The sequence below is a fragment of the Neobacillus sp. SM06 genome, assembly GCF_050496765.1.
GTDB lineage: Bacteria > Bacillota > Bacilli > Bacillales > Cytobacillaceae > JAEVLT01.
On record NZ_JBNWEO010000011.1, the window covers coordinates 249812 to 275638 of the forward strand.

At 42.2% G+C, this 25827-nt stretch carries 19 protein-coding genes, 2 pseudogenes and 1 riboswitch; of the genes and pseudogenes, 7 read left to right on the plus strand and 14 right to left on the minus strand.

The window, feature by feature from the left end; translation table 11 throughout:
• Positions 1 to 35: 35 nt before the first annotated feature.
• The 4 genes from ACQYAD_RS04495 to ACQYAD_RS04510 form a co-directional block, all read right to left on the minus strand.
• Positions 36 to 1802, minus strand: a complete 1767-nt coding sequence (locus tag ACQYAD_RS04495; protein WP_430235969.1) for a methyl-accepting chemotaxis protein — start codon at positions 1800 to 1802, stop codon at positions 36 to 38.
• Positions 1803 to 1832: 30 nt separating this feature from the next.
• On the minus strand, positions 1833 to 2732 hold the full coding sequence (locus ACQYAD_RS04500) for a chemotaxis protein (protein WP_430235970.1): 900 nt from the start codon (positions 2730 to 2732) through the stop codon (positions 1833 to 1835).
• 256 nt (positions 2733 to 2988) lie between these two features.
• A complete protein-coding gene (locus ACQYAD_RS04505) occupies positions 2989 to 3177 on the minus strand; it encodes a hypothetical protein (RefSeq protein ID WP_430235972.1) in 189 nt (62 codons plus the stop codon).
• A 219-nt stretch (positions 3178 to 3396) separates the two neighbouring features.
• Positions 3397 to 4113 (minus strand): metallophosphoesterase family protein, encoded by a 717-nt coding sequence (locus tag ACQYAD_RS04510; RefSeq protein ID WP_430235973.1) that lies wholly within the window; start codon positions 4111 to 4113, stop codon positions 3397 to 3399.
• A 199-nt stretch (positions 4114 to 4312) separates the two neighbouring features.
• On the opposite strand from ACQYAD_RS04510, the gene ACQYAD_RS04515 reads away from it, so the two are divergent.
• The 3 genes from ACQYAD_RS04515 to ACQYAD_RS04525 all read left to right on the plus strand — a co-directional run bounded on the left by ACQYAD_RS04515 (position 4313) and on the right by ACQYAD_RS04525 (position 7476).
• On the plus strand, positions 4313 to 5299 hold the full coding sequence (locus ACQYAD_RS04515) for a hypothetical protein (RefSeq protein WP_430235974.1): 987 nt from the start codon (positions 4313 to 4315) through the stop codon (positions 5297 to 5299).
• Complete coding sequence (locus ACQYAD_RS04520) at positions 5223 to 6650, plus strand: hypothetical protein (RefSeq protein WP_430235975.1); 1428 nt, start codon at positions 5223 to 5225, stop codon at positions 6648 to 6650. Before ACQYAD_RS04515 ends, ACQYAD_RS04520 begins: the two co-directional genes overlap by 77 nt.
• A gap of 193 nt (positions 6651 to 6843) precedes the next feature.
• Entirely contained in the window at positions 6844 to 7476 is a 633-nt protein-coding gene (locus ACQYAD_RS04525) for a nitroreductase family protein (RefSeq protein WP_430235976.1), read from the plus strand.
• A gap of 194 nt (positions 7477 to 7670) precedes the next feature.
• Here the strand turns inward: ACQYAD_RS04525 and ACQYAD_RS04530 are convergent, their stop codons facing one another.
• The 5 genes and pseudogenes from ACQYAD_RS04530 to ACQYAD_RS04550 all read right to left on the minus strand — a co-directional run.
• Complete coding sequence (locus ACQYAD_RS04530; protein WP_430235977.1) at positions 7671 to 7868, minus strand: hypothetical protein; 198 nt, start codon at positions 7866 to 7868, stop codon at positions 7671 to 7673.
• Positions 7869 to 8018: 150 nt separating this feature from the next.
• Positions 8019 to 9076, minus strand: a pseudogene (locus tag ACQYAD_RS04535) (glycosyltransferase family 4 protein); the annotation flags it as partial.
• 48 nt (positions 9077 to 9124) lie between these two features.
• Positions 9125 to 10018: a UTP--glucose-1-phosphate uridylyltransferase GalU gene (galU, locus tag ACQYAD_RS04540; RefSeq protein ID WP_430235978.1), complete on the minus strand. Its 894-nt coding sequence runs from the start codon at positions 10016 to 10018 to the stop codon at positions 9125 to 9127.
• Positions 10019 to 10033: 15 nt separating this feature from the next.
• The gene (locus ACQYAD_RS04545; protein ID WP_430235979.1) at positions 10034 to 10345 is read right to left on the minus strand and encodes a polysaccharide biosynthesis protein; all 312 of its coding nucleotides are present in this window, start codon (positions 10343 to 10345) and stop codon (positions 10034 to 10036) included.
• Positions 10296 to 10636: pseudogene (locus tag ACQYAD_RS04550) on the minus strand (hypothetical protein); the annotation flags it as partial. The pseudogene ACQYAD_RS04550 and the gene ACQYAD_RS04545, both read right to left, overlap by 50 nt.
• Before the next feature lie 1368 nt (positions 10637 to 12004).
• Positions 12005 to 12122: riboswitch (SAM riboswitch) on the plus strand.
• A gap of 94 nt (positions 12123 to 12216) precedes the next feature.
• Here ACQYAD_RS04550 and ACQYAD_RS04555 point away from each other — a divergent pair.
• The 4 genes from ACQYAD_RS04555 to metH are packed head-to-tail and all read left to right on the plus strand — an operon-like array spanning position 12217 to position 19805.
• Positions 12217 to 13329: a methionine biosynthesis PLP-dependent protein gene (locus tag ACQYAD_RS04555; RefSeq protein WP_430235980.1), complete on the plus strand. Its 1113-nt coding sequence runs from the start codon at positions 12217 to 12219 to the stop codon at positions 13327 to 13329.
• The gene (gene metC, locus ACQYAD_RS04560; RefSeq protein WP_430236106.1) at positions 13329 to 14519 is read left to right on the plus strand and encodes a cystathionine beta-lyase; all 1191 of its coding nucleotides are present in this window, start codon (positions 13329 to 13331) and stop codon (positions 14517 to 14519) included. The genes ACQYAD_RS04555 and metC overlap by 1 nt, the downstream gene beginning before the upstream one ends.
• Positions 14516 to 16378, plus strand: a complete 1863-nt coding sequence (locus tag ACQYAD_RS04565; RefSeq protein WP_430235982.1) for a bifunctional homocysteine S-methyltransferase/methylenetetrahydrofolate reductase — start codon at positions 14516 to 14518, stop codon at positions 16376 to 16378. Before metC ends, ACQYAD_RS04565 begins: the two co-directional genes overlap by 4 nt.
• The gene (gene metH, locus ACQYAD_RS04570; RefSeq protein ID WP_430235983.1) at positions 16356 to 19805 is read left to right on the plus strand and encodes a methionine synthase; all 3450 of its coding nucleotides are present in this window, start codon (positions 16356 to 16358) and stop codon (positions 19803 to 19805) included. The genes ACQYAD_RS04565 and metH overlap by 23 nt, the downstream gene beginning before the upstream one ends.
• 297 nt (positions 19806 to 20102) lie before the next feature.
• Here the strand turns inward: metH and ACQYAD_RS04575 are convergent, their stop codons facing one another.
• The 5 genes from ACQYAD_RS04575 to ACQYAD_RS04595 all read right to left on the minus strand — a co-directional run bounded on the left by ACQYAD_RS04575 (position 20103) and on the right by ACQYAD_RS04595 (position 25822).
• Positions 20103 to 21524 (minus strand): sigma-54 interaction domain-containing protein, encoded by a 1422-nt coding sequence (locus tag ACQYAD_RS04575; RefSeq protein ID WP_430235984.1) that lies wholly within the window; start codon positions 21522 to 21524, stop codon positions 20103 to 20105.
• 164 nt (positions 21525 to 21688) lie between these two features.
• Positions 21689 to 21859, minus strand: a complete 171-nt coding sequence (locus ACQYAD_RS04580; protein WP_430235986.1) for a helix-turn-helix domain-containing protein — start codon at positions 21857 to 21859, stop codon at positions 21689 to 21691.
• 131 nt (positions 21860 to 21990) lie between these two features.
• Entirely contained in the window at positions 21991 to 22776 is a 786-nt protein-coding gene (locus ACQYAD_RS04585) for a 3-hydroxybutyrate dehydrogenase (RefSeq protein ID WP_430235987.1), read from the minus strand.
• 19 nt (positions 22777 to 22795) lie between these two features.
• Positions 22796 to 24220 (minus strand): GntP family permease, encoded by a 1425-nt coding sequence (locus tag ACQYAD_RS04590; RefSeq protein WP_430235988.1) that lies wholly within the window; start codon positions 24218 to 24220, stop codon positions 22796 to 22798.
• 417 nt (positions 24221 to 24637) lie between these two features.
• A complete protein-coding gene (locus tag ACQYAD_RS04595; protein WP_430235989.1) occupies positions 24638 to 25822 on the minus strand; it encodes an acetyl-CoA C-acetyltransferase in 1185 nt (394 codons plus the stop codon).
• Positions 25823 to 25827 lie beyond the last annotated feature (5 nt).

Sequence of the window (25827 nt, forward strand, 5' to 3'; positions counted from 1 at the left end):
ATGATTTTTTCTCATTCTGCCTTTCCTTTAACTGCCTATGAAAACTTATACTTCCCAATCAATTGATTTAATTCTTCGCTTAAACTGCTCAAGCCATCCGCAGCTGTGCTAACGTTGGATACTGCACGAACTTGCTCATCGATGGAAGATGTGACTTCTTCGGAGGCAGCGGCTGTTTGCTGGGCAATGGCAGAGATATTTTGAATGAATGTCATGATTTTATCATTCTCTGACGTTACTGATTGAATCTCAGCGTTTAACTTTTCGACCGCTGCAATGGTTTGCGCTACTGCATGCTCAATTGAAACAAACTCTTGTTCCGTTTTTACGACTGACTCGTTTAATTGCTGGCCTATATTGGCTGTTTCCGCCATATACAAGACCGTTGTTTCGGTTTCTTTCTCAATACCTTCAATCATTTCCTGGATTTTTTTCGTCGCCGCGTTCGATTCTTCTGCAAGCTTGCGAACTTCATCAGCAACAACCGCAAAGCCTTTGCCGTGTTCTCCTGCCCGAGCTGCCTCAATGCTTGCATTTAATGCCAGCAAATTGGTTTGCTTCGTAATATGCTGAATCGCTTCCGTAATATGCGAAATATCTTGAATCTTTGCAAAAAGATTCGTGATCCCAATACTGATATTTTCTGATGCTTTTTCAGTTTCGGAATTAGCCTTTTTGAGAACGGAAACAATATTTTTTCCGTGCTCTGTCGCTTGTTTCGATCCATTCGTAATTTCGAGAATCGCACGGCTTTCCTGATTTATTTTTTGAATCGATTCCGTCATTAGCTCCATCAGTTTGCTTGTGTTCTCAATATCTTCTGACTGAGAAACGGTACTAGCTGAAATTTGCCCCATTGCAGTGCTGACCTCTTCGCTGCCAGCGGTTGTTTCTTCAGAAATAGCTGCAAGATCGGATGAGGATTCCAATAAACGAACACTGGTTTCTTGAAGCCCCGTCATCATCCCGCGAAGTTCTTTTACCATGATGTTAAAAGCAGCGCCAAGTTTGCCGATTTCATCATCCGACTCAGGAAATTCAGACGTCATCAATTCTCCGCTTGCAATTTTTAAAGAAGTATCAGATATCTTGTGTAATAACTTTAGTTTCCTTTTTGTCATAAAATAAAAAGCGAGTAAGCTAACGCTTGCAACGGCAATCGAGACAAGAGCGATCAAGAGCTTGACGATTTTCAAAGATTCATAGAATTCATCTATGTAGGCTCCAATTCCAATATTCCATCCCCATGGCTTGTAATGAACAACATAAGCCATTTTCTCCCTTTCCTTCGTTTCACCCGGGTTTTTCCATGAATATGTATAATAATGTTCATCTGGATTCTTAGCAATTGCAGCCTTTAGAATATCCCGAATCACATAATCACCGCTGCTGTTTTTTAAATCGTATTTATTTTCCCCGTATGGGATGGTTGGATGCATTTCTACCTTTCCTTTTTCATCATAAGCAAAAAGGTAGCCTTGTTTTTTATATAGAAATTTGGATTTCGAAAAATCGTAGCTTTTGCTGTTTCCCTGTACCGTTGCTGGTCCGATTAATATTTCTCTAGCCTGTTCCTGAGCTTCTTTCAAGGTGAGATTTCCAGCTTCGACTTCTTTGTTTAATAAGTCAAGGGTAGGGATGGCTGTGTTGACAATATGTTGCAAATCCAACTTTCCGCTGTTCACTAATTCTTTTTTGGCAAAGTTATAACTTAATGTTCCAATTAACGAGCTGATCAATAAAATAATAACGGCAATGGACAACAACAGTTTAAATGAAATGGAAGTAAAAAGTTTTTTCATAGTTGACTCCTTTTTTAAATTTTGACTTTTTTATAATAATTGGTCAATCACATTGATTAATTCGCCAATTTCCGGCTTGCTGACTTGCGCGTCGGCACCAACCGTTTCCCCCTTATGACGAAGGTCATCGGTAATTAGGGAAGAAAAGATGACAACTGGAAGTTTCGATAAAGTCGAATGTTCTTTAATTTGTTTCGTTAAAAATAATCCATCCATAACGGGCATTTCAATATCCGTAATCACAAGCTGAGCCGCTTTTTCTATATCTGGTTCTTGGCTGATAGCGGTTTCCAAATAATCTAGAGCATCCTTGCCATTTTCAAAAAAATCAACTTTATGAAAACCGGCCTCAGATAAAGTATCTGACAGTAATTTTCTTAAAAGGGCTGAGTCTTCAGCAACGACAATTTTATATTGCGATCGGTCACGCTTTTCAATTTGCTTTAAGCGGTTAGGATTAATTCCTGTTTCCGGATTGATATCGACAACAATCTTTTCAAAATCCAAAAGCAACAGCATCCCGTCTTCTTTGCGGATAACACCAATAATTTGGCTGTCCAAATTTTGATACAAATTGGTTGGTTTCTCAATTTGGTTCCAGGAAATGCGATGAATTTTGTCAACACCATGAACATGGAAAATCACTTTTTGCATATTAAACTCAGTGACAATATACTTATCCATTTCTGGAAGATCTGAGTCAGGATAACCTAATACTCTGGCCATGTTAATAACCGGGAGAATCTCTCCTCTTATTTCAATAATGCCTTCAATATGTTTATGAGCATGAGGAATCGAAAAAACCGGGATTGGATTAATAATTTCCCGAACCTTAATCACATTGATGCCAAATTTGTTATTAGCCACACTGAATTCAACAATTTCCAGCTCATTCGTTCCACTTTCTAATAAAACACCTTTTTGTTCCATTTCGTCCTGCCCCCACCTATCCAATCGATTTAAACGATTACATTTTGAGTTCAATTTCTTTAGAGCGTTCATTTAACTGATTCATTTTATCCAACGTTTCGCCAAGCAGCTGGCCTAGTGTAAAATCAATTGTTTGACCATAACAGACTGCTGGCCTTCCTGCGATTATGAAACCATGTCTTTCGCTAATTCATCAGCCCCTCGCCTTTGATAGAAAGGTCTTTCGAATTGTCAAAGGAACTCTGGCTTAAATCGTTTAAACTTTATCAAAACGATCTTTAATTTTCGTAACTAAGTTCCCCATTACATGATGCTGGCTATTGTCCTTTTCGTGCTGATCAATGGTCTTGGTTAATTCCGAATGAAACGATTCAATAAATTTCCTTGAAAAATCCTCTTTCTTTTTTGCCTCAGGAAGAATCGTTTCCAGTTGCAGCTTTAACACCAAATTTTCTTCTATTAACCGGGAATATTTCTCTCTAGCAATGATCCTCTCTTGGATCCTCCGTGTTTATTTCCCTATCTGAGTGAAATGAAGCTTGCCAATTTAACCTTTCCTACCAGTATAGAAGTTTAGGATTCAAAAAAGGAGTGAACGTATTCACTCCTTATATCGGTAAGGTTCGACAATGTTTTAATAAAAAAATACAGGAAGACGGCTTTATTATATTCTTGCATTTTTCAAAATACTGGTTAACTGTTCGGTATTCGGGTAGTCCGATTCTTTCAATTGCTTGATCACTTTTTCAACTTCGTAGCCAACACGGGTGATGGAAGCTTGGAAACAGCCTTTTTCAAGTTCCAGTATCATATAAGAGGCTTTTCTCATGCCATCAAACGGCAGGCCAACACTCCCAATGTTGACGATGCATTTTCCGTTCAGATAGCGGACATACGGCTTATGAATATGAGCGTAAACATACACATCCGCCTCTTTCACCATCATTTTTGAAATGATGGTTTCATCGTTTTCATCAGGAAGAACAACATCAAACAAACTTGCAGGCGTCGCATGGAAAGCATGAATCTTCACACCTTCTGATTCCAACTGCAAATCATTCGGCAGCTTCCGCAGGTAATCGATGCTCTCTTCATCTAGCTTCTTTCGGATCCACTCTCGCTCTTTGTTCATCATCTCAAGTGCCTGATCCGGAACTTCTCCTTTTTCGACTCCCCGAATCACCCACTCATCCGCATTTCCTTTGATAACATCTGTTTTTAACGCACGAACCAGTTCTAGAGCCCGCTTTGGCTCCGGCCCGCGATAGCACAAATCCCCCAGCACCAAAACCCGATCAACCTTTCTTTGCTTGATATCGGCCAACACTGCTTCTAGAGCAGCCGCATTGCCGTGAATGTCGGAGATAAAGGCTAGTTTCATATTTCAAAACCCCTTTCTAATGCTATTTTTTGCACTGGTCTTTCATTCATTCTAAACATTCTAAATTTTTTCCACGATTTCCCCTAAACAACATGTGCAATCAAAGAATGTGTCTGTTCATATGATATCTCAATGACGCGTAAACACTGAAGACTTTTTTAAAAAAAGGTTTTAATTTTCAACTAAAGGGGAGATAAAATTGTATCTCATCGATCTTAACAAGTGGAACATTAAACAAGGAATTCCATCAAAACCTTACACAGATGCGGATTATTTTATGGCGGATGCAAATATTCAGGGGATCAACAATGCTATCCAATACGCATATAATAATGGCTATTCTGGCATAATTCTGCCAAGGGGAGAGTATGCACTCTGTTACCCGAGAGAAATTAAAATGGCCAGCCATTTGACTTTTGATTTAAACAGCTCCACTTTAAAAGTTCTCTACGATTCTGACAGAAAATCGCCTTTTGACAACCGAACCACCACCGATTACTACAATTTCAAAGGCAACAGCATTGTATTCGACAATGTCACGAATGCTCATCTAACTGGCGGTACTATTATCGGAGATCGGGATGACAGGAGCTTCTCAAATTTAAATGCTGAACGAAAAATGGAGCATACCTATGGGGTTGTCTTTCAAAGAAGTACAAAATATTGTTCGGTAAAGAATTGTATTGTCAGGGATTATATGGGTGATAATATTACTTTTTCAAGCTCGGCTATTAGAGAATTGGTAGAGTTTAATATGTACTTAACCTTAAATTCAATCGATTATCCAACTGGGCAAATCGTTCCATCGACAAATACTTTGGCAACAGGATTTATTACTGTTCCAGAAGGTTTTCATTCTTTTTTAATGGCGGGTGCAGGATATTCAAGATTAACCAATTTAACGTCAAGAGAAGTTGATGTCTTTTTTTACAGAACAGATAATCGCTTTATCGGCGTCCTAAAAAAGCGCAAAATCTATACGGACATCTCCATTCCGCTTGGAGCCACAAAAATGAGAATGGTCTTTCAAAACGAAACAAATCCAGCCAAAAATATTCAACTTTCATTAAAATTCGGCTTAATTCCTCACCATAATGTTGTCGAACATAGTGAAATCTACAACGGACAAAAGAGGCGGCATTTCACTTGGCGGAAGCTACAATGTGGTACAGCACAACACCATTAGAGACAACGGCAAGGGAAGCAACAGCTTCTTAGATGGAAAGCCTTTCTTTAGTGACCCAACAAGGTATGCAATTAATCAAGAAGATTCTTATGGTGACAACTGTATAATTCGAAACAATTTAATATATGGAAGCAATCATGGGATACTCGTTGGCTGCTATTCCATTCAGATCGAAAATAACCATATTTATAATATTGATTCGATTGCTATCAATCTATATAGTTTACTATACGCAAATATTAGAGGAAATGTCATGAATAACTGCCCGACCACCATCGGTTTCATGACTACTGATTTTAGAAATGCATTGGTTAATATATTGGAAAACAGCTTCCAAGGAGGAAAATTTTCTGTTGATGCTACGGATAGTTATCAAGTAAATGTGGCAAATAATCATTTTGTAGATGTAGATTCTATCTATTTGGGTTCAAGTACTATCAATAAATCTTTTTACAGCAATCGAATCAAATATGATCAAGTTTCCGGAACCCCATCTATTTCTGCCTACAAAATAGAAAATTGTATTTTTGATTCAACCACCGTTAGGGACTTTCTGATAAGAGTGTATAACCAAAAGGGCTGCACTTTTCATAATTTGCGCATTTCCCTGCAGACGCAAAATGGAGCAACCAAAAGGGAAAAAATCTTGATTTATGATTGTGAATATACGAACTCGACGTTAATAAATCTAATTTTCGGGACAAAAGATCGGGAAGTATCTATATCAAATTCTAAATTCACTGATACAGTCGTTAAAGTCGGCAATATCAACACTGTCGGTTTTCCGGCAACAACGACCCTTGAAAATTGCGAGCTTTATTCAGCTACAATGAGCTATCTTTTTGCTACCGACTTTAATCAGCCAAGCGGAATGATTAAGCTGAGCCACTGTAGGATCGAAATTGCAAATTCAAGTTTCGCTCACCTGATTCATCACGACAAAACTGCAGGTATATCCTCAGTTTTTACGCTGTTTTTAAAAGATTCTAGCCTCAAGTACACTGGAACTGCCCCACTTGATTTCATTTATTACAATAACATCAATCCAATGATTCAATTGATTTCAGCAAATAATGAGTATATAAACATCCATCTTCCTGTTGAAGATCCGGGCATCTTTGTCGGATATGATCCAACAAACACGTACAAAACAAGCGTGATTTTGCAGCAAACAAGTGATGGTTATTCTGCTACGATTACCCACAACTTAAAAACATTAGATCCCTATGTTTTATGCACCACATTAAAATCTGAAATGGTACAACCCCTAATTTCAATTGTTGATGAAAATTCTCTTTTAATCAAGACAATAGGTAGTTCTATTTTAAAGGTTACTATTAAAAAGGTTTAGCTAAAAAAGGGGGTAAAACCCTTTTTAACGAAAACGGATACTGCGGGGAAAATAAGGAAACAGATTTAGAAATGGGGCATCTCATCGATAGCTTAATGAATAGGTAATACTGATTCATAGAACAATGATTCTCTATGTAGTATAATGTGTTGTTGTTACAGCTATTTTAGAGAATTCATAGGAGGCTAGTACGATGCGGAATGTTTTAACAAAAAGTTTATCTGAAGTGATAAAAGAACGTCATTCTGTCAGAAAATATGATCCGGTCTTTACTATTTCACAAGAGGAAATAAATGATATGCTACAGGAAGCAATCCAAGCTCCATCCTCTAGCAATCTTCAGCCTTGGAGATTTATGGTTTTCCAAGACAAAGAGGCTAAAAAGGAGCTTCGAGCGATTGCAAACAATCAAGAGCAGGTGGAGACAGCATCGGCTATTATTGCGATTTTGGGCGATAAAGAAATGTATAAAAGCGTAGAAAAAGTGTATCGCGGAGCTTTTGAAGCAGGATTTATGGATGAAGCCAACATGACCCGCTTAATTGAAAGTACAAATAGATTATACCCAAATGTACCAGAAGAAGTGCGGAAAAATATTGCTTCTTTTGATGCTGGACTTGTTTCCATGCAGCTTATGTTAATTGCAAAAGCTAAAGGTTACGATACGGTTCCAATGGGCGGCTTTGACAAACACCAATTTGTTCAAAAATACAAAGTGGACGATCGCTATTTTCCCATTGTTTTGATTGCAGTTGGAAAGGCAGCTGCACCAGCATTCAAGACAACTCGTTTACCTTTAGAAGATGTAATAATCGAGTATCGATAAACCTGTATCTGAAGTCTACTCAAGGTTTCCATGAACTCTTTCTTATACAAGCTATGGTTTGACAGCTTAAACGTAAGATAACGACCGATCTTACGATTTTCCCTGCAATCTTGATGAGTTGTAGGCGAACAGAATCAATCTGTTTTGTGTTCATGGAATCTGGTAAACATAATCTTTTAAATCCATTGTGAAGGTTATATAATGGCGATTAGTAACTTACAAGCATTACGTTCAAATTCGGTGCTAGTCATTTTACCAAAGGCAATGTAGTTTTCCATTGTCCCCCGATTGAAATAAAGCTTCGTAACATTCTTAGGGGACAAATTCATGTTTGTCACAATAAAGGTGAATTGGAAAAGAAGCTCATCTGTATGTTCGTTTAAACTAGTCATGGAGAAGCCCCCTTCTTGGTTTTGTTTTGGCTTAGTCACCTATGACATTACCAAAAATGGGGCTTTTTTCATGTTTTTAGACTTCACCTTTTGGGTGAAGAACATTTTACTTCTTGTCAACACTACATTTTGGGTCGATTTAGATTGAAGCTATGAATAATTCAGGGATGAGTAAATTTCGAAAACTTTCGTACCAACCTTCGTTAATGAATACTTTCTCATCCTTTTTTCACTCTTCAAACCCATTTCTTTACGAAGAGCATTAGGCTGGTAGATTTCTATTATTCTTTCGCCAACTAAAGTTGATTTTTCAGCAGGAATTAGATATCAACCAACACCTTCTTCAACCAGCTCCCTATGCCCCCTATTATCACTTGCCACAACCGGAAGCCCGCAGGCCATGGCTTCCATAATGTTGACGGGCAGCCCTTCGCGGAGGCTTGAGGCCACAGCCAGATCACTTATTTTTAAAAGCTGTTCAACATCTTGGCGTTGGCCTAAAAACTCAACCTTTTGATCGATCCCAAGCTGAGCCGCCAGCTGCTTGCAATCCAATAAAAGAGGACCATTTCCCGCAAGCAGCAATTTTGCTTGTGGGATCTGGTCCTTAATTTTGGCTAATGCTTTGAGTAAAAGCTGTTGATTCTTGTTTTGATTAAATTCCGCAGCGTAAATCATTAAAAAATCTTGCTCTTGGTAGCCGTATGTTGTCCGCAGCCGAAGTTTATGCTCGCGATCGATTGGATGAAAACGTTCCGTATTCACTCCTACTCCATGAACATGTTTGATTTGCTCAGCCTTGAAACGGTGTCGCTGCGCCAGCTGAAAATCTTCATGATTAATTGTAATCAAACAATCCGTAACCGCTGAGAAGATTTTTTCAATTGGATAATAAACAAGCCAGTTCACGAACGGTGCCACATTAAAAAAATGAAAACCGTGGGCGGTGTAAAGAACCTTTGTTCCTTGCTTTCGTGCTTGTCGTGCCGCCAAACGGCCAAGAGCTCCACCCATTGGGGTGTGGCAGTGGACGATTTCGTATTGGTTTGCATCAATCAGCTTTTCAGCTGTTGATATGCCTTGAAATTTTCTTTGTGAAACGGAGCCCTTTGAATCGGGAGCGAAAATTTTTTATCGACAAATGGCAGCTCTAAACTGCCAGCTGCCGCTACATCGACTTCCCACCCTTGTTCTTTAAACCATTTTAACTAAGGCAGCGACAGTAGCAACAAAAAGAACTTTTTGTGCCATGTTAATCAGCCTTTTGTACGTTCTTTCATCAGTTCTTTTTCGAGAACCTCTGAAAGATATTCAATTAACTCTGTGCGCAAATCCTCGCGCTTTAAGGCAAACTCAATCGTCGTCTGAATAAAGCCCATTTTCTCACCGACATCATAGCGAGTTCCTTCAAAATCATAGGCGTAAACCGCTTCAAATTGATTCAATGTCGAAATGGCATCGGTCAGTTGAATTTCACCGCCGGCGCCAGGACTTTGTTCCCCTAAAATTTCAAAAATTTTCGGGCTTAAGATGTAGCGTCCAAGAATGGCGAGATTGGACGGTGCTTCTTCCTGCTTCGGCTTTTCAACAAGGCTGTTGACACTGTAGAAGCGCTCACCGATGGCCTGGGCGTCAACAATCCCGTAGCGGGAAACTTCCTCGTCTGCTACAGACTGGACACCCAGAATGGAAGCATTATATCTTTCATATTGTTCCATTAATTGCTGAAGGCACGGTTTTTTTGCCTGCACAATATCATCGCCGAGCAAAACGGCAAACGGCTCATCGCCAATGAATTTGCGCGCACACCAAATCGCATGCCCCAATCCTTTTGGTTCCTTTTGACGGATATAATGAATGTCTACAAGTCGGGACGATTTTTGAACTTCATCCAGTAAATCCATTTTCCCTTTTTCCAATAAATTGTGTTCAAGTTCAAAAGAATTGTCGAAGTGGTCTTCAATTGCCCGCTTTCCTTTTCCTGTCACAATAATGATGTCTTCAATTCCGGAGGCAACGGCTTCTTCAACAATATATTGGATTGTCGGCTTGTCGACAATCGGCAACATTTCTTTCGGCATTGCTTTTGTGGCCGGAAGGAATCTCGTTCCTAACCCGGCTGCAGGGATAATGGCTTTTCGTACTTTCATTTCTCGTACACTCCTTTAAACAGAAACAGATAATAATGGTTTGGTGATTGCTTTATGATTGGCAAGGTGGATCAGTTTTTCCTTTAGTTCCTGTTGTTCCATAGTTTCAAATGTCGCGATAATCTCCTCAATTTCTTCTAAAAAGATTTCTGCCTTCTTGCCGATATTGATTTTTGGATAGATCTGCTGTTCATGAACCTCATCCGGCTTTAACAATTCTTCAAAAAGTTTTTCACCTGGACGAATCCCTGAAAATTCAATGCCAATCTCTTCAAGTAAGTTGCCGGCAAATTTCGGAACCAATCGAACCGCCTGCCCCCGTAACAAGCACCACCTTATTTGTAATATATTCCGAAATACTTTCTATGTCCATTTGAACCGGTTCTCTTCCCAATAAATCTTCTACTTCGACATCGCGAAACTGCTGTACGGATACTTTTCCTGTCATAAATCCTCAAGAATTGGCAAAATTTGTGTTTTTACTGCCGTTTTTGCGCATTCTTGAAAAATGACATTCAATTCTTTTTTGCTTAAAGAAGGAATCGCAATCAAAATATGATCAATATTTAATTCTCGAACTGCCTGCTCAATTCCTGCCACACCGCTAATAACTGGAAGTAATGGTTCCTTCTCATGACGCGCTTGCCTGCATTTTTTCCGTTCATGCGTCATGACGACACTTCTCATGACGCGATCACTCGCTTTTTTTTCGTTTACGCGTCATGACCACACTTCTCATGTCGCGATCACTCGCTTTTTTTCTGTTTACGCGTCATGAACACCTCTCTCATGACGCGCTTGCCTGCATTTTTTCCGTTCATGCGTCATGAAGGCACTTCTCATGTCGCGATCACTCGCTTTTTTTCCGTTTACGCGTCATGAACACCTCTCTCATGTCGCGCTTTCCTGCATTTTTTCCGTTCATGCGCCATGACGACACTTCTCATGTCGCGATCACTCGCTTTTTTTTCGTTTACGCGTCATGAACACCTCTCTCATGTCGCGCTTGCCTGGATTTTTTCCATTCATGCGTCATGAAGGCACTTCTCATGTCGCGATTACTCGCCTTTTTTTTCGTTTCCGCGTCATGAACACACTTCCCATGACGCGCTTGCCTGCATTTTTTCCGTTCATGCGTCATGAAGATACTTCTCATGACGCGCTTGCTTGCATTTTTTCCGTTCATGCGTCATGAAGGCACTTCTCATGTCGCGATTACTCGCTTTTTTTCCGTTTACGCGTCATGAACACACTTCTCATGTCGCGCTTGCCTGCATTTTTTCCATTCATGCGCCATGAACACACTTCTCATGACGCGATCACTCGCTTTTTTTCCGTTTACGCGACATGAAAACCTCTCTCATGACGCGATTACTCGCCTTTTTTTTCGTTTACGCGTCATGAACACACTTCTCATGACGCGATCACTCGCCTTTTTTCCGTTTACGCGTCATGAACACCTCTCTCATAACGCGCTTGCCTGGATTTTTTCCGTTCATGCGTCATGAACACACTTCTCATGTCGCGATCACTCACTTTTTTTCCGTTTCCGTGTCATGAACACCTCTCTCATGTCGCGCTTGCTTGCATTTTTTCCGTTCATGCGTCATGAAGGCACTTCTCATGTCGCGATCACTCGCTTTTTTTCCGTTCATGCGTCATGAACACACTTCTCATGACGCGCTTGTCTGGATTTTTTCCGTTCATGCGTCATGAACACAATTCTCATGACGCGATCACTCTCCTTTTTTCCGTTTCCGCGTCATAACGACACTTCTCATGACGCGATCACTCGCTTTTTTTCCGTTCATGCGTCACGACGCAACATCAAGTAACAAAGAAGCGACCTCTTTTCTAATCGCATCAGGCTCCTAAATTGCTAAGAAATACGTTTTGGCAATCACTAACAAACTTAATTTTCAAATTAATTATTGACATCTCCCAAAGAATTGTAGTAAATTTTAAAGAAAAGTAAAAATATTTGATTTCTTATCAAGAGAGGTCGAGGGAATGGCCCAATGACACCTCAGCAACCTTCAATTGTTTTATAGATTGAAAAGGTGCTAAGTCCATCAAGTTATCAGCGTAACTTGGGAGATAAGAAGACGGCTGCGTTCGCACAATGACAAAAGTCTTCTTCTTATAGAAGACTTTTTTTATTTACAAAAAACAACTATAACTTTCAAGGAGTGATCGTCATGTACAAATTAGAAACAAAATTAGCTCAAATTGGGAACCGCAGCGAAACAGCAACCGGTGCAGTGAATCCGCCAATCTATTTTTCAACAGCCTACCGGCATGAAGGGATTGGGCAATCGACCGGGTTTGATTATAGCCGGACAGGAAATCCTACCCGCCAGCTTCTTGAAAGAACAATTGCTGATTTAGAAGGCGGGGATCAAGGTTTTGCCTGTAGTTCGGGCATGGCTGCCATTTTTACCATCCTATCGCTCTTTCAATCTGGCGATGAGTGGCTCGTAAGCGAAGACTTATACGGTGGAACCTACCGCCTGCTTGAACAAGGCTATAAAAAATGGGGCTTGACCGCTCACTATGTTAATACCAGCAATATCGATGAAATCGAAAAAAAGATTACCCGAAATACAAAGGCCATCTTTCTTGAAACGCCCACCAATCCGCTTATGCAGCAGACGGATATTGCGGCCGTTGCGAAAATTGCCAAAGAACACGGAATCCTGTTAATCGTTGACAATACATTTTATACCCCGCTATTGCAGCAGCCGATCAAACTTGGTGCGGATATTGTCATTCACAGCGCAACCAAATATTTAGGCGGACACAATGATGTACTCGCGGGGTTGATCGTTGCCAAAGGAAAGGAGCTTTGTGAATCGCTAGCCCTTTACCATAATGGTGCCGGGGGTGTCCTCAGTCCATTCGATTCATGGCTGCTTATGCGCGGGATGAAGACTTTGGCATTGCGAATGAAACAGCATGAAAAAAACGCAAAGCAAATCGTCGAATACCTTTCCCAGCATGAAGGAGTCACTGATGTTCTGTATCCGGGAAGGGGCGGGATGCTTTCTTTCCGTGTAAAAGATGAAACATGGGTCAACCCATTTTTGCAAGGCCTGTCATTGATCACTTTTGCTGAAAGCCTAGGAGGCGTGGAAAGCTTGATCACCTATCCGGCAACTCAGACCCATGCGGACATCCCGGAAGAAATCCGGATTCAATCCGGTGTCTGCAATCGCCTGTTGCGCTTTTCTGTTGGAATTGAAGATGCAGCCGATTTAATTTCCGATCTTGAGCAAGCTTTTGCCAATGTAAAACAAGGAGTGAACGCATGATGAAAAACGAACAATTCAGCTTTGAAACAAAGCTCCTTCATAACCGTCATAAATTTGATCCAACAAACGGCGCGGTCAGCGTACCAATTCAGCATGCCTCAACGTTTCATCAGTTCGAAATCGACCAGTTTGGCAAATATGACTACAGCCGGAGCCTGAATCCAACAAGAGAAGCACTGGAAGATGTCATTGCGGAGCTCGAGGGCGGTGTGAAAGGATTTGCCTTTTCTTCCGGAATGGCGGCCATTTCAACCGCCTTCCTCCTCCTTTCTTCAGGCGACCATGTGGTAATTACTGAGGATGTATATGGCGGGACCTTCCGAATGGTGACAGAGGTTCTATCGCGGTTCGGGATTGAACATACATTTGTTGATATGACTAATTTGGAAGAAGTAAAACAGGCAATCCAACCAAATACAAAAGCCTTTTATGTTGAAACACCATCCAATCCACTGTTAAAGGTAACCGATATTCAGGCAATCAGCAAAATAGCGAAAGAAATTGGCGCCTTGACCTTTGTCGATAACACTTTTTTAACTCCGCTTTTGCAAAAGCCGCTTGAGCTTGGGGCCGATATTGTCCTTCACAGCGCGACGAAGTTTTTATCCGGCCATAGCGATGTCGTTGCCGGGCTTGCAGTTGTGAAAGATGAAGCTTTAGCAAAAAGGCTCGGTTTTTTGCAAAATTCATTTGGAGCTGTTTTAGGGGTACAGGATTGCTGGCTTGTTCTTCGCGGATTAAAAACGCTTCATGTCCGTCTGGAACAATCGCAAAAATCAGCGGAGAAGCTTGCCGAGTTTTTCGAAAACCATCCACTTGTACCTGCAGTTTATTTTCCCGGCTTGAAAAATCATCCGCAGCATAAGGTGCAAACCTTACAGGCTGACGGACCGGGAGCAGTGCTATCGTTTGAATTGGAAAATGAAGAAGCCTTACGAATCTTTGTCAAACATGTCAAGATTCCGGTTTTTGCTGTAAGCCTTGGCGCAGTGGAATCGATTTTGTCCTATCCTGCCAAAATGTCGCATGCAGCAATGCCGCAAACTGAACGGGAAAAGCGCGGCATTCAAAACAGCCTGCTCCGCTTATCGGTTGGACTCGAAAATCCGGATGACTTGATCAATGATTTTTCACAAGCACTAGAGCATGTACGGCAAAAGCAGCTTGTTTTACCAGGAGAAAACGTATGAGCTTTTTACAAAAATTAGAAAAACAAATGTTGATTGCTGATGGGGCAATGGGGACATTGCTTTATAGTTATGGTAAAGACTCCTGCCTTGAAGAATTGAATCTATCCAAACCGGAGCAAATTCAAGCGATTCATCAGGCATATATTGATGCTGGCGCCGATGTGATTCAAACGAACACGTATGCGGCCAATTATTTAAAACTGCAGCGCTACGGCTTGGAGGATTCTGTCAAAGAAATCAACAGTGCGGCTGTCCGGAACGCAAAACAAGCTGCTGGAACCGGGACTTTTGTGCTTGGAACAATGGGCGGCAATCGCGGTATAAAGCCAAGTTCAATTGCGCTTGAAGAAATTAAACGTAGTTTCCGTGAACAATTGTATTGTCTGCTGCTTGAAGGTGTCGATGGCATTCTTTTAGAAACCTTTTACGATCTAAAAGAGCTCGAAACGGTGGTAGCCATTGCCCGCAAGGAAACCAATCTGCCACTGATCGCTCAAGTCTCGCTTCATGAACCCGGGATTTTACAGGATCAAACGCCCGTCAACGAAGCCTTCAAACGATTGGAGAGCCTTGGCGCAGACGTAGTCGGTTTGAACTGCCGGCTTGGACCACACCACATGCTGCTAACACTTGAGCAAGTTGAACTGCCGAAAAAGGCCTTTTTATCCGCTTATCCAAATGCGAGCCTGCCTTTCTACCTTGACGGGAAATTTCATTACGAAAGTGACGCTGGATACTTCCGCCGCTCGGCTCAAGCTTTTCGAAACGAAGGAGTCCGCTTGCTTGGCGGCTGCTGCGGGACTACGCCGGAACACATTCGCGCAATTGCCGCGGAACTAAAAAACGCGGCTCCAGTAACAGAGAAGACAGTAAAACGAACCGACACAAAAATCGCTGTTCAATCACCCCCAGCCAAACGCGATTTCCCCCGCCTTGAGGAAATGGTAAAAGAAAGCCCGTCGGTAATTGTTGAGCTCGACCCGCCACGGAAACTGAATACCGATAAATTTTTCGAAGGGGCAAAGGCGCTGAAAGAAGCTGGCATTGATGCGATTACATTAGCTGATAATTCGCTTGCTTCGATCCGGATTTCAAACGAATCACTCGGCTATTTGGTGAAAACCAAACTCGGAATGCGGCCGCTCATTCACATTTCCTGCCGGGATCGCAATATTATCGGAATGCAATCCCATTTGATGGGACTTCACACGCTTGGGATGCATGATGTGCTAGCGATAACCGGCGACCCGGCACGAGTCGGCGATTTTCCCGGAGCCTCATCCGTTTATGATCTGTCATCATTTGACTTAATCCAAATGATGAAGCAAATGAATAACGGTTTGTCCATATCCGGCAAAGACCTTGGCGAAAAAACCGCCTTTAGCATTGCAGCAGCCTTTAACCCAAACGTTCGTTCACTGGAAAAGGCCGTACAGCGGCTCGAGAAAAAAATAACTGCCGGAGCGGATTACTTTATTTCCCAGCCTGTTTTTTCCGAAGAAAAATTGCGGGAAATCCATGATCACACCAAACATCTGGATGCACCAATCTATATTGGATTGATGCCATTGTTAAGCAGTAAAAATGCTGAATTCCTGCACAATGAAGTGCCAGGGATAAAAATTTCCGAACAGATTCGGGAGCGGATGTTCCGCTTCAACGACGATCCGCTTCAGGCAGCCCGCGAAGGAATCGATGTAACCAAATCGTTAATTGATGCCGCGCTCGAGTTATTTAATGGCATTTATTTGATCACACCATTTTTGCGCTATGAACTGACAACAGAATTAGCCTTCTATACCCGTCAGCATGCGAATGACTTAAGGAGGAAGAGATATGCCGAAAACACCAATCATTGAACAACTGCAAAAGCGCATTCTTGTCATGGACGGAGCAATGGGAACGATGTTGCAACAAGCAAACTTAACCGCTGAAGATTTTGGAGGCGAACAATATGAAGGCTGCAATGAACATCTTAATCTCACCGCTCCTTCGGTTATTGCTAAAATCCATCAGGAATACTTGGAAGCCGGGGCCGATATTATTGAAACAAATACGTTCGGCGCAACTAGTCTTGTCCTCGATGAATATGGCCTTGGCTATAAAGCATATGAACTCAATAAAATTGCTGCGCTGATTGCGGTTCGCGCAGCCCAACAGGCATCCACTGACGACTGGCCCCGCTATGTTGCCGGTTCGATGGGGCCAACAACAAAGACGCTAAGCGTTACTGGCGGCACTACCTTTGATGCGCTGGCGGCCGCATATGAAGAGCAAGCGATCGGCCTAATCGATGGCGGAGTGGACTTGCTTTTGCTCGAAACAAGCCAAGATATGCTAAACGTGAAAGCAGGTTATTTGGGAATCAAGCGGGCATTTGAAAAGACTGGGAAAAAACTTCCCTTAATGATTTCCGGAACCATTGAACCGATGGGGACAACCTTGGCTGGACAATCAATCGAATCTTTTTATATTTCTGTCGAACACATGAACCCGATTGCGGTCGGCTTGAACTGTGCCACAGGCCCTGAGTTTATGCAGGATCATGTCCGCTCATTGTCGGATCTCGCTTCCACTGCAGTCAGCTGTTATCCAAATGCCGGCTTGCCTGACGAAGAAGGACATTATCACGAAACGCCGGAAATTTTAGCGAAAAAACTCGCAGATTTTGCCGACCATGGCTGGTTAAACATTGTCGGCGGCTGCTGCGGAACGACACCAGAACATATTCGGGAAATATCCAAAGCGATGAAAAACTATCAGCCTCGAGAAACAAAACAAGCTTCCGTTCACATGGTTTCCGGGATTGAACCGTTTATCTACGATGATCCTACTTTGCGGCCGATAATGGTCGGTGAACGGACAAATGTGATTGGGTCGCGAAAATTTAAACGATTGATTTCGGAAGGAAAGTTTGAAGAAGCCGCTGAAGTTGCCCGCGCCCAAGTGAAGGGAGGCGCTCACGTAATCGATGTTTGCCTTGCCGATCCCGACCGCGATGAAATAACAGATATGGAAAATTTTATTAAAGAGGTTGTTAAAAAAGTCAAAGTTCCGCTCGTAATCGATTCGACTGATGAAAAAGTAATCGAAAAAGCACTGAAGTTTTCCCAAGGGAAAGCAATCATTAACTCGATTAATCTTGAGGATGGCGAGGAGCGCTTTCAAGCGATTGTTCCGCTCATTCACCAATACGGCTCCGCCGTTGTTGTTGGGACGATTGACGAAAAAGGAATGGGTGTAACCGCTGAACGCAAGCTGGAAATTGCTGAGCGCTCTTATGAATTGCTGGTTCACAAATATGGCCTTACACCGCAGGATCTTATTTTCGACCCGCTCGTTTTCCCAGTGGGAACGGGTGATGAGCAGTATATCGGCTCGGCTAAAGCAACGGTTGAAGGCATCCGGTTAATCAAAGAAAAATTTCCTGAGTGCCAGACAATCCTTGGCGTCAGCAACGTTTCATTCGGACTGCCGCCTGTCGGACGGGAAATTTTAAATTCCGTTTTTCTTTATCACTGTACCCAAGCAGGCCTTGATTACGCAATCGTCAATACGGAAAAATTGGAGCGGTTTGCTTCAATCTCCAAAGAAGAAATTGCCTTGGCAGAAGATCTTTTATTTAAGACAACCGATGAAACACTGGCGAAGTTTACGGATTTTTACCGCGGTAAAAAGAAAGAATCAAAGGCCACAAAGCCATCGATGACTTTGGAAGAACGGCTTGCCTATTATGTTGTGGAAGGAACAAAGGAAGGTTTACTGCCGGATTTGGATTTGGCATTGCAGTCGTATCCTGCCCCGCTTGATATCATCAATGGACCGTTGATGGACGGGATGAAGGAAGTCGGTCGGCTGTTCAATGACAACCAATTAATTGTTGCCGAGGTTCTGCAAAGTGCTGAAGTGATGAAAGCCGCAGTATCTCATTTGGAACCGCATATGGAAAAAGGCGATGTTTCCGCTTCGAAAGGAAAAGTCCTTTTAGCAACGGTAAAAGGGGATGTCCATGACATCGGCAAAAATTTGGTTGACATCATTTTGAGCAACAATGGCTATGATGTTCGGGATTTAGGGATTAAAGTTGCACCTGCAGAGTTAATCAAAGCGATTCGGGCTGAACAGCCGGATATCGTCGGTCTGAGCGGATTGTTGGTAAAATCGGCGCAGCAAATGGTACTGACCGCACAGGATATGAAGGAAGCCGGAATTTCCCTGCCGATATTGGTCGGGGGCGCTGCGCTTTCAAGGAAATTCACCGATACGAAAATTTCAAAAGAATATGACGGCCTTGTGCTTTATGCAAAGGATGCGATGACAGGTTTATCCCTTGCCAACCAGCTCCAGTCTCCCGATGATCGCGAAAAATTAATGATTGAGAAAAAGGCAAAAGCCGAGGAACTGAGCAAGGGCACCGAAAGCCTGAGACGTTCGGCTGTTTCTGTTGCTGTAAAGCCGAAGCCGGCTGTTTCTACCGAAGTTCCTGTTTTCGTCCCAAAAGATTTGAAAAAGCATATTTTAAAATCATACTCACTTTCTCATATTGAGCCCTATATTAACATGCAAATGCTGCTTGGCCACCATCTTGGCGTAAAAGGAAAGGTTGCAAAATTGCTCGCTGAGAAAGATGAGAAAGTATTGAAAATTAAAGAAGTAGTCGATGGCCTGATTGCCGATGCAAGTTCGCAAGGCTGGATCACTCCGGCGGCCGTTTATCAATTTTTCCCGGCGCAATCGGATGGGAACAAGGTTCTCATCTATGATCCAGATCAGCCGGAAAAGATTTTGCAAGTTTTCGATTTTCCAAGACAAGAATCAGCACCGCATTTATGTTTGGCCGATTTCCTCAAATCAGTAGACAGCGGGATGATGGATTATGTCGGATTTTTCGCCGTTACGGCAGGAAAAGGAATTCGCGAAAGAGCGGATCAATTCAAGCAGGATGGCCGCTTCCTGGAAAGCCATGCGCTGCAAGCATTGGCACTTGAGTCAGCAGAAGGTTTTGCCGAGCTCATCCACCGGCAAATGCGCGACCGCTGGGGCTTCCCGGATCCAATCGATTTCACGATGCAGGATCGGTTTGCCGCTCATTATCAAGGCCAGCGCTATTCCTTTGGCTACCCGGCTTGCCCTGAACTGGAAGATCAGCAAAAATTATTTGCTTTGATTCGTCCAGAGGATATTGGCATCGAGTTGACCGATGGTTTTATGATGGAACCGGAAGCATCGGTAACCGCCATCGTCTTTGCCCACCCAGAAGCGCGGTATTTTAATGTGTTGAGATAGAACTAGCGGCTTTTTAGGAGAGCGCGCAATCCCATCGAGGAGAACGAAAAGGTAGTTCCCAGTTCCTTTTTATGGAATTGGAAACTGCCTTTTTCCTCTTTTTCGGGCTTTGAGTGACTCTCTCAGTGACCGATAAAGCCATTTCTCCTCCTTATCGGGCTTTGAGCACCTCTCTCAGTGACCGATAGGACCTTTTTTCTTCAGTAGTCAATGCCGCCGATTCGTTACCATGGTTGCACTTATTGAACTGTATCGAAAAAAACAGGAACAAATACCTCATTCCAATAACAATCCAGCTTATAAATTATATAGTTTGCATTTTTCATAGAAACTGGTTTTGCTCATTTCCAAATATTTTGCTGCTTCCAGTTTGTTCCCCTTCGTAAAGGCTAGGGCATTTTCAATTGCTTGTTTTTCAACTGCGGCAAGTGTTTCTTTCAAAGGTTGAACGGGAATAGTAGAAAAATCAGGCATGATGTTGGATGTTTTACTCTTTTTCTTTTCGTCGTGATGGGGGGATTCTTGCTCTCTTAAGTAAAGTGGGAGATGGTCTAACTCGATTACTTGTCCATCCAAAACATTGATTGAACGCTCCAATACATTCTCCAGTTCGCGAATGTTACCTGGCCATGAATGCTGAGTAAGTTTTCCCTTTACTTCTTGAGAAAGTTCAATTCCTTTGCGAAAAAATCTCCCTTCCAACTTTTTCAATAAATTCATAGCGATGAGCTCGATGTCCTCTTTTCGTTTTCTTAATGGTGGGATTTCTATTTTTATGACATTCAGCCGATAATACAAATCTTGACGGAAGTGACCCTCTGCAACCATTTTGTCCAAATCTCGATGAGTTGCCGCAATGATCCTGACATCAACGGCGATGGACTTTTGCCCACCAACCCGATGGATTTCTCTTTCTTGCAAAACTCGCAAAAGCTTACTTTGCATGGCAATCGGCATATCACCGATTTCATCCAAAAAAAGGGTTCCATTGTTGGCTATTTCAAACAGCCCTTTCTTACCGCCTTTTTTTGCACCGGTAAAAGCTCCCTCCTCATAACCGAACAGTTCCGACTCGAGTAAATGCTCCGGTATAGAAGCGCAATTGACCGCCACAAATGGCATACCTGAACGATCACTGTTATTGTGAATTGAATGGGCAAACAATTCTTTTCCAGTCCCGGATTCTCCAATGATCAAAATATAGGAAGCGCTTTCAGAAACTCGTTCAGCAAGCTTTTTTGCAGCAACAAAAAGGGGACTATTCCCAATTAAATGACTAAAGTCATGTTTGCTTTTATATTCGGATTGAACCTTCGTTTTATAATATCGTAATTCTTCGACAAGTCGCTGAATTTTACTTTTATACATCCGCCATTCTTCCGGATTCCGAAACATTACTGTCCCCAGTGCTCCAACAATCTCCCCATTTTCATAGAGCGGATAGCGGTTTGCGATCATTTCACTTCCGTTAATCGGCTGAACGGCCGCAAGCTCCTTTTTCCCTGTTTTGGCAACAATATGCATTCGTGAATTTTCAATTACTTCGTATACAGGCTCATTAAGCGCTTTTTCCACAGTGGTTCCCAAAAACTCACAATAAGCTTCATTTATGTAAAGGATATTTCCTTCCCGATCTACAACCACAATTCTTTCTGCAAGTAGATCAATAATTTGTTCATGCCAACTATAAGGAATGTTTTTAAACCCCTGACATGCCATTAAACCACCTCTCTCTTAATTTCGTTAATGTAATTATACCAAAGAACAAAGGGATTATGTGGCTTAATGCTCCTAGTAACAATGAAACTTGTCTTGTTCACTTTTGGGTATTTTTGGTAAAAAATAAAAAGTCCGAAAAAAATTTCGGACTTACACAGCCAATTTTACTGGTAGAACTTATCTCTAATTTTTGCTACCTCATCAACTGAAAGATTTAATTTTTTAGCGATTTCCTCTATCGGTCTTTGTTTCATTAACATTTTGATGACACTGATACTTTGGTCTATTCCTTCCTTTTTACCTTGATCTTTGATTTCTTCATCATAAGAAAGCATGAATCCGCCCTCCCACTCTTCAATTATTTCGCGTTCGAATTTGGTCTGAAGTTCATCGGATAGCTTAATAATATTATCCATGAATCGGACTAATGCAGCAACCCTTTTATCATCAGGATTCCTTTATAATTTTATTGTACCGTATACCCCCCATCAATAATTACTGCTTGACCGGTAACCCCTTTTGCTTTATCGCTTGCTAAAAATAACGCGTATTCCGCAATTTCCCCTACAGATAATAATCTTTTTTGCGGGACGAGCGGATAAATGACTTCTTCAAGCACACTTTCCAGTGGTACATTCCTGGTTGTGGCAAGATCTTTCAACTGTCCCTGGACAAGGGGTGTATCCACGTAGCCCGGACATAGTGCATTAACAGTAATTCCTTCAGCAGCACCTTCCAGCGCAGCCACCTTTGTTAATCCGATCACTCCATGCTTTGCACTGTTATAGGCTGCTTTGCCGGCAAAGCCGATCACGCCATTTATGGACGCCATGTTGATGATTCTTCCATATCCTTGTTTTTTCATTATCGGAAAAACATTCTTAATGCCGATAAAAGGGGCTGTTAGCATAATTTTCACCAGCAATTCAAATTTTGAGGTTGGAAACTCCTCGATGGGCGCAACATACTGCATCCCTGCATTGTTCACTAAAATATCAATTGTTCCAAACGCGTTTACTGCCCGATCAAGACTATGTTTAAATGCCTCTTCATCGGTTACATCACATGGTGCCGAAAGTGCCTCATACCCATTCTCTTTTAGCTCTTCAGCAACTTGCTCGCTTTTTTCCTTATTCAAATCAGAAATAACAACCTTGGCGCCTTCCTCGGCAAACGTTTTGGCAATTTCCAGCCCAATGCCGCTTGCCGATCCTGTAATAAATGCAACTTTTCCTTCCAATGACTTGACCATCGTTCTCTCCTCTTTTCTCTTAAACTATACCGAATAATGTATAAAGGCCGATCACCACAAAGACGGCAATTGTTTTGATAATCGTTACTGCGAATATATCCCGGTAGGATTGTTTGTGTGTCAAACCTGTAACTGCAAGGAGGGTGATAACGGCGCCATTATGCGGCAGTGTATCCATGCCGCCCGATGCCATTGCAACTACACGGTGCATAACTTCTGGCGGAATATTGGCAGCAGCAATTGCCTGATTATATTTGTCAGCCATCGCTCCAAGGGCAATCCCCATACCTCCTGATGCTGATCCGGTGATCCCGGCCAATGTGCTTGTTGTTACGGCGCCATTGACGAGAGGATTTGTAAAGGTGTTTGAAATCCCGTCACTTACTTTTGCAAATCCGGGAAGTGATGCAATTACACCCCCAAATCCATACTCAGAACCCGTATTCATCGTTGCCAAAAGAGCTCCGGCAATGCTGAGATTCAAACCTTCTTTCAGATTGCGGGTAACCCGTTTCCAGTCGAAAGCCAAAGTTGTTACAATCCCGACAATAAGTGCCATTTCGATTGCCCAAATGGCAGCAGAAGCCGTTACATCAACTGTATACGCTTTCAAACCAATTGCTGAAAAATCAAAGCCTTTTGGATACCACTTTGGAATATAGGTGATAAATAATTTGTTTGTAACCCCTACTAGTATAAGGGGAATAAAAGCCAGAACTTGCTTACTAACCGATAGCTGTGTAGTTAAGTCCGGTACAGCCAGTTCATTTGTTTCAATTCCTGCTGCTGTTTCTTTGTCAAACCCATAGTAACCTTCGCCCGCTCTTTCGGCTTTTCTTCTTCTCATTTCCAAGTACAATAAGCCGACAACGAATACAAAAATTGCGCCAAGTATGCCCAGAGTCGGTGCGGCGTAAATATCTGTTTTAAAAAAAGCAATTGGGATTACGTTTTGAATCTGTGGTGTTCCCGGCAATGCATCCATCGTGAAGGTGAAAGCCCCTAGAGCAATCGTTCCAGGAATGAGTCTTTTTGGAATATCGGCTTGCTTGAACATTTGCGCAGCAAAAGGATAAATTGCGAATACTGCCACGAATAAGCTAACCCCGCTGTAGGTTAAAATAGCACCTAATAAAACGATTGTCAGCATTGCTCTTTTGGCTCCCAGCAGTCGAACAATTGTCTTCGCTATGGATTCTGCAATCCCTGACATTTCTACAACTTTGCCAAAAATCGCTCCCAACAAAAACACAGGAAAATAGGATTTTATAAATCCAACCATTTTCTCCATAAAAATACCTGAAAAGAACGGCAGTACATTACTTGGATCTGTCAAAACAACTGCCAAAAATGCCGCAATCGGAGCGAACAAAATAACTGAAAAACCACGATAAGCTACAAACATTAATAGACCGAGTGATAATAAAATGATAAACAGTTCCATATGATTCCCCCTCGCTAAATTTTGTAAACTTTCTCTCCCATCTCCGTAGAAAGCGTTTTCAAAAACAAGCCTCCTTTTTTCAAGAAATTTGTTCACATGATACAAATGCAATTTTTGTGCCAAATGAATAAATGATCTCTAAGAGATTTTTAATGATCCATAAGGCATAAAAAACGGATTTTCCTGATTTATGAAAGAATTTTTTTCCGCAAATTCGGAATTTTCCTTATTTGCGGAAGGGTGTTATTCCGTAATTTCGTAGTTTCCTTATTTGTGGAAAAGTGTTATTCCGTAATTTCATAGTTTCCTTATTTGCGGAAGAGTGTTATTCCGTAATTTCATAGTTTCCTTATTTGCGGAAGAATATTATTCCGAAAATTCGGAATTTTCCCTATTCACGGAATAACCTTACCAAATTTAGTTTTCCATCTCGACAATTGTCGCAATTCCTTGGCCACCACCAATGCAGAGTGTGGCCAATCCGTAATGAGAACCTCTACGTTTCATTTCGTGGAGCAGGGTAACAAGCACTCGGGCACCGCTTGCTCCAATCGGATGTCCCAAGGCAATTGCCCCGCCGTTAACGTTTAGTTTATCAGAGGGAATCTGCAGTTCTCTGGCGACCGCCAGTGATTGGGCAGCAAAAGCTTCGTTTGCTTCAACCAGATCAATGTCATTTATCGTGAGACCCGCTCTTTCCAATGCCTTTTTCGTTGCCGGAACAGGTCCAATTCCCATAATTTTAGGATCAACGCCAGCAGTTCCACTGCCGCAAATTACTGCCATCGGCTTAATTCCGAGTTCTTCTGCCTTTTCTCTGCTCATTAGAACCAACGCAGCCGCTCCATCATTGATGCCGGAAGCATTTCCAGCTGTAACCGTGCCACCCTTTTTAAAGGCTGGCTTTAAGTTTGCCAGCTTTTCAGTTGTAACGCCGGAGCGAGGGAATTCATCTTTAGCAAAAATAATCGGCTCACCCTTCCGCTGCGGAATAACAACAGGGGCAATTTCGGCTTCAAACCTTCCCTCTTTGATCGCCCTTTCTGTCTTTTGCTGACTCCATGCAGAAAATTCATCCTGCTCTTCTCTCGTTAAACCGTATTGCTCAGCAATATTTTCAGCAGTAACTCCCATATGGTACTCATTTATCGCGCACTGGAGACCATCCTGAATCATGCTGTCCAAAAGCTTGCCATCACCCATCCGCAAGCCGGTTCGCCCTTCCAGTAATAGATAAGGAGCAAGACTCATATTTTCCATTCCACCAGCCACCACGATTTCTGCATCTCCCGTTTGAATAGCCTGGACAGCGAGATGGACTGCTTTTAACCCCGAACCGCATAATTTATTGATTGCCATCGATGTCACTTCAATCGGCAGTCCAGCCTTTAAAGAAGCCTGACGGGCAGGCCCCTGCCCCAATCCCGCTTGAAGAACATTGCCCATGATGACTTCATCCACTTGCTCTCCCTTCAAATTCGCTCGTTTGATCGCTTCTTTAATGACAATTGCCCCCAATTCAGTAGCCGGTGTCTTGCTTAATGCCCCCATAAAACTGCCTATTGCCGTACGTACAGCACTGACAATGACCACTTCACGCATGGTTC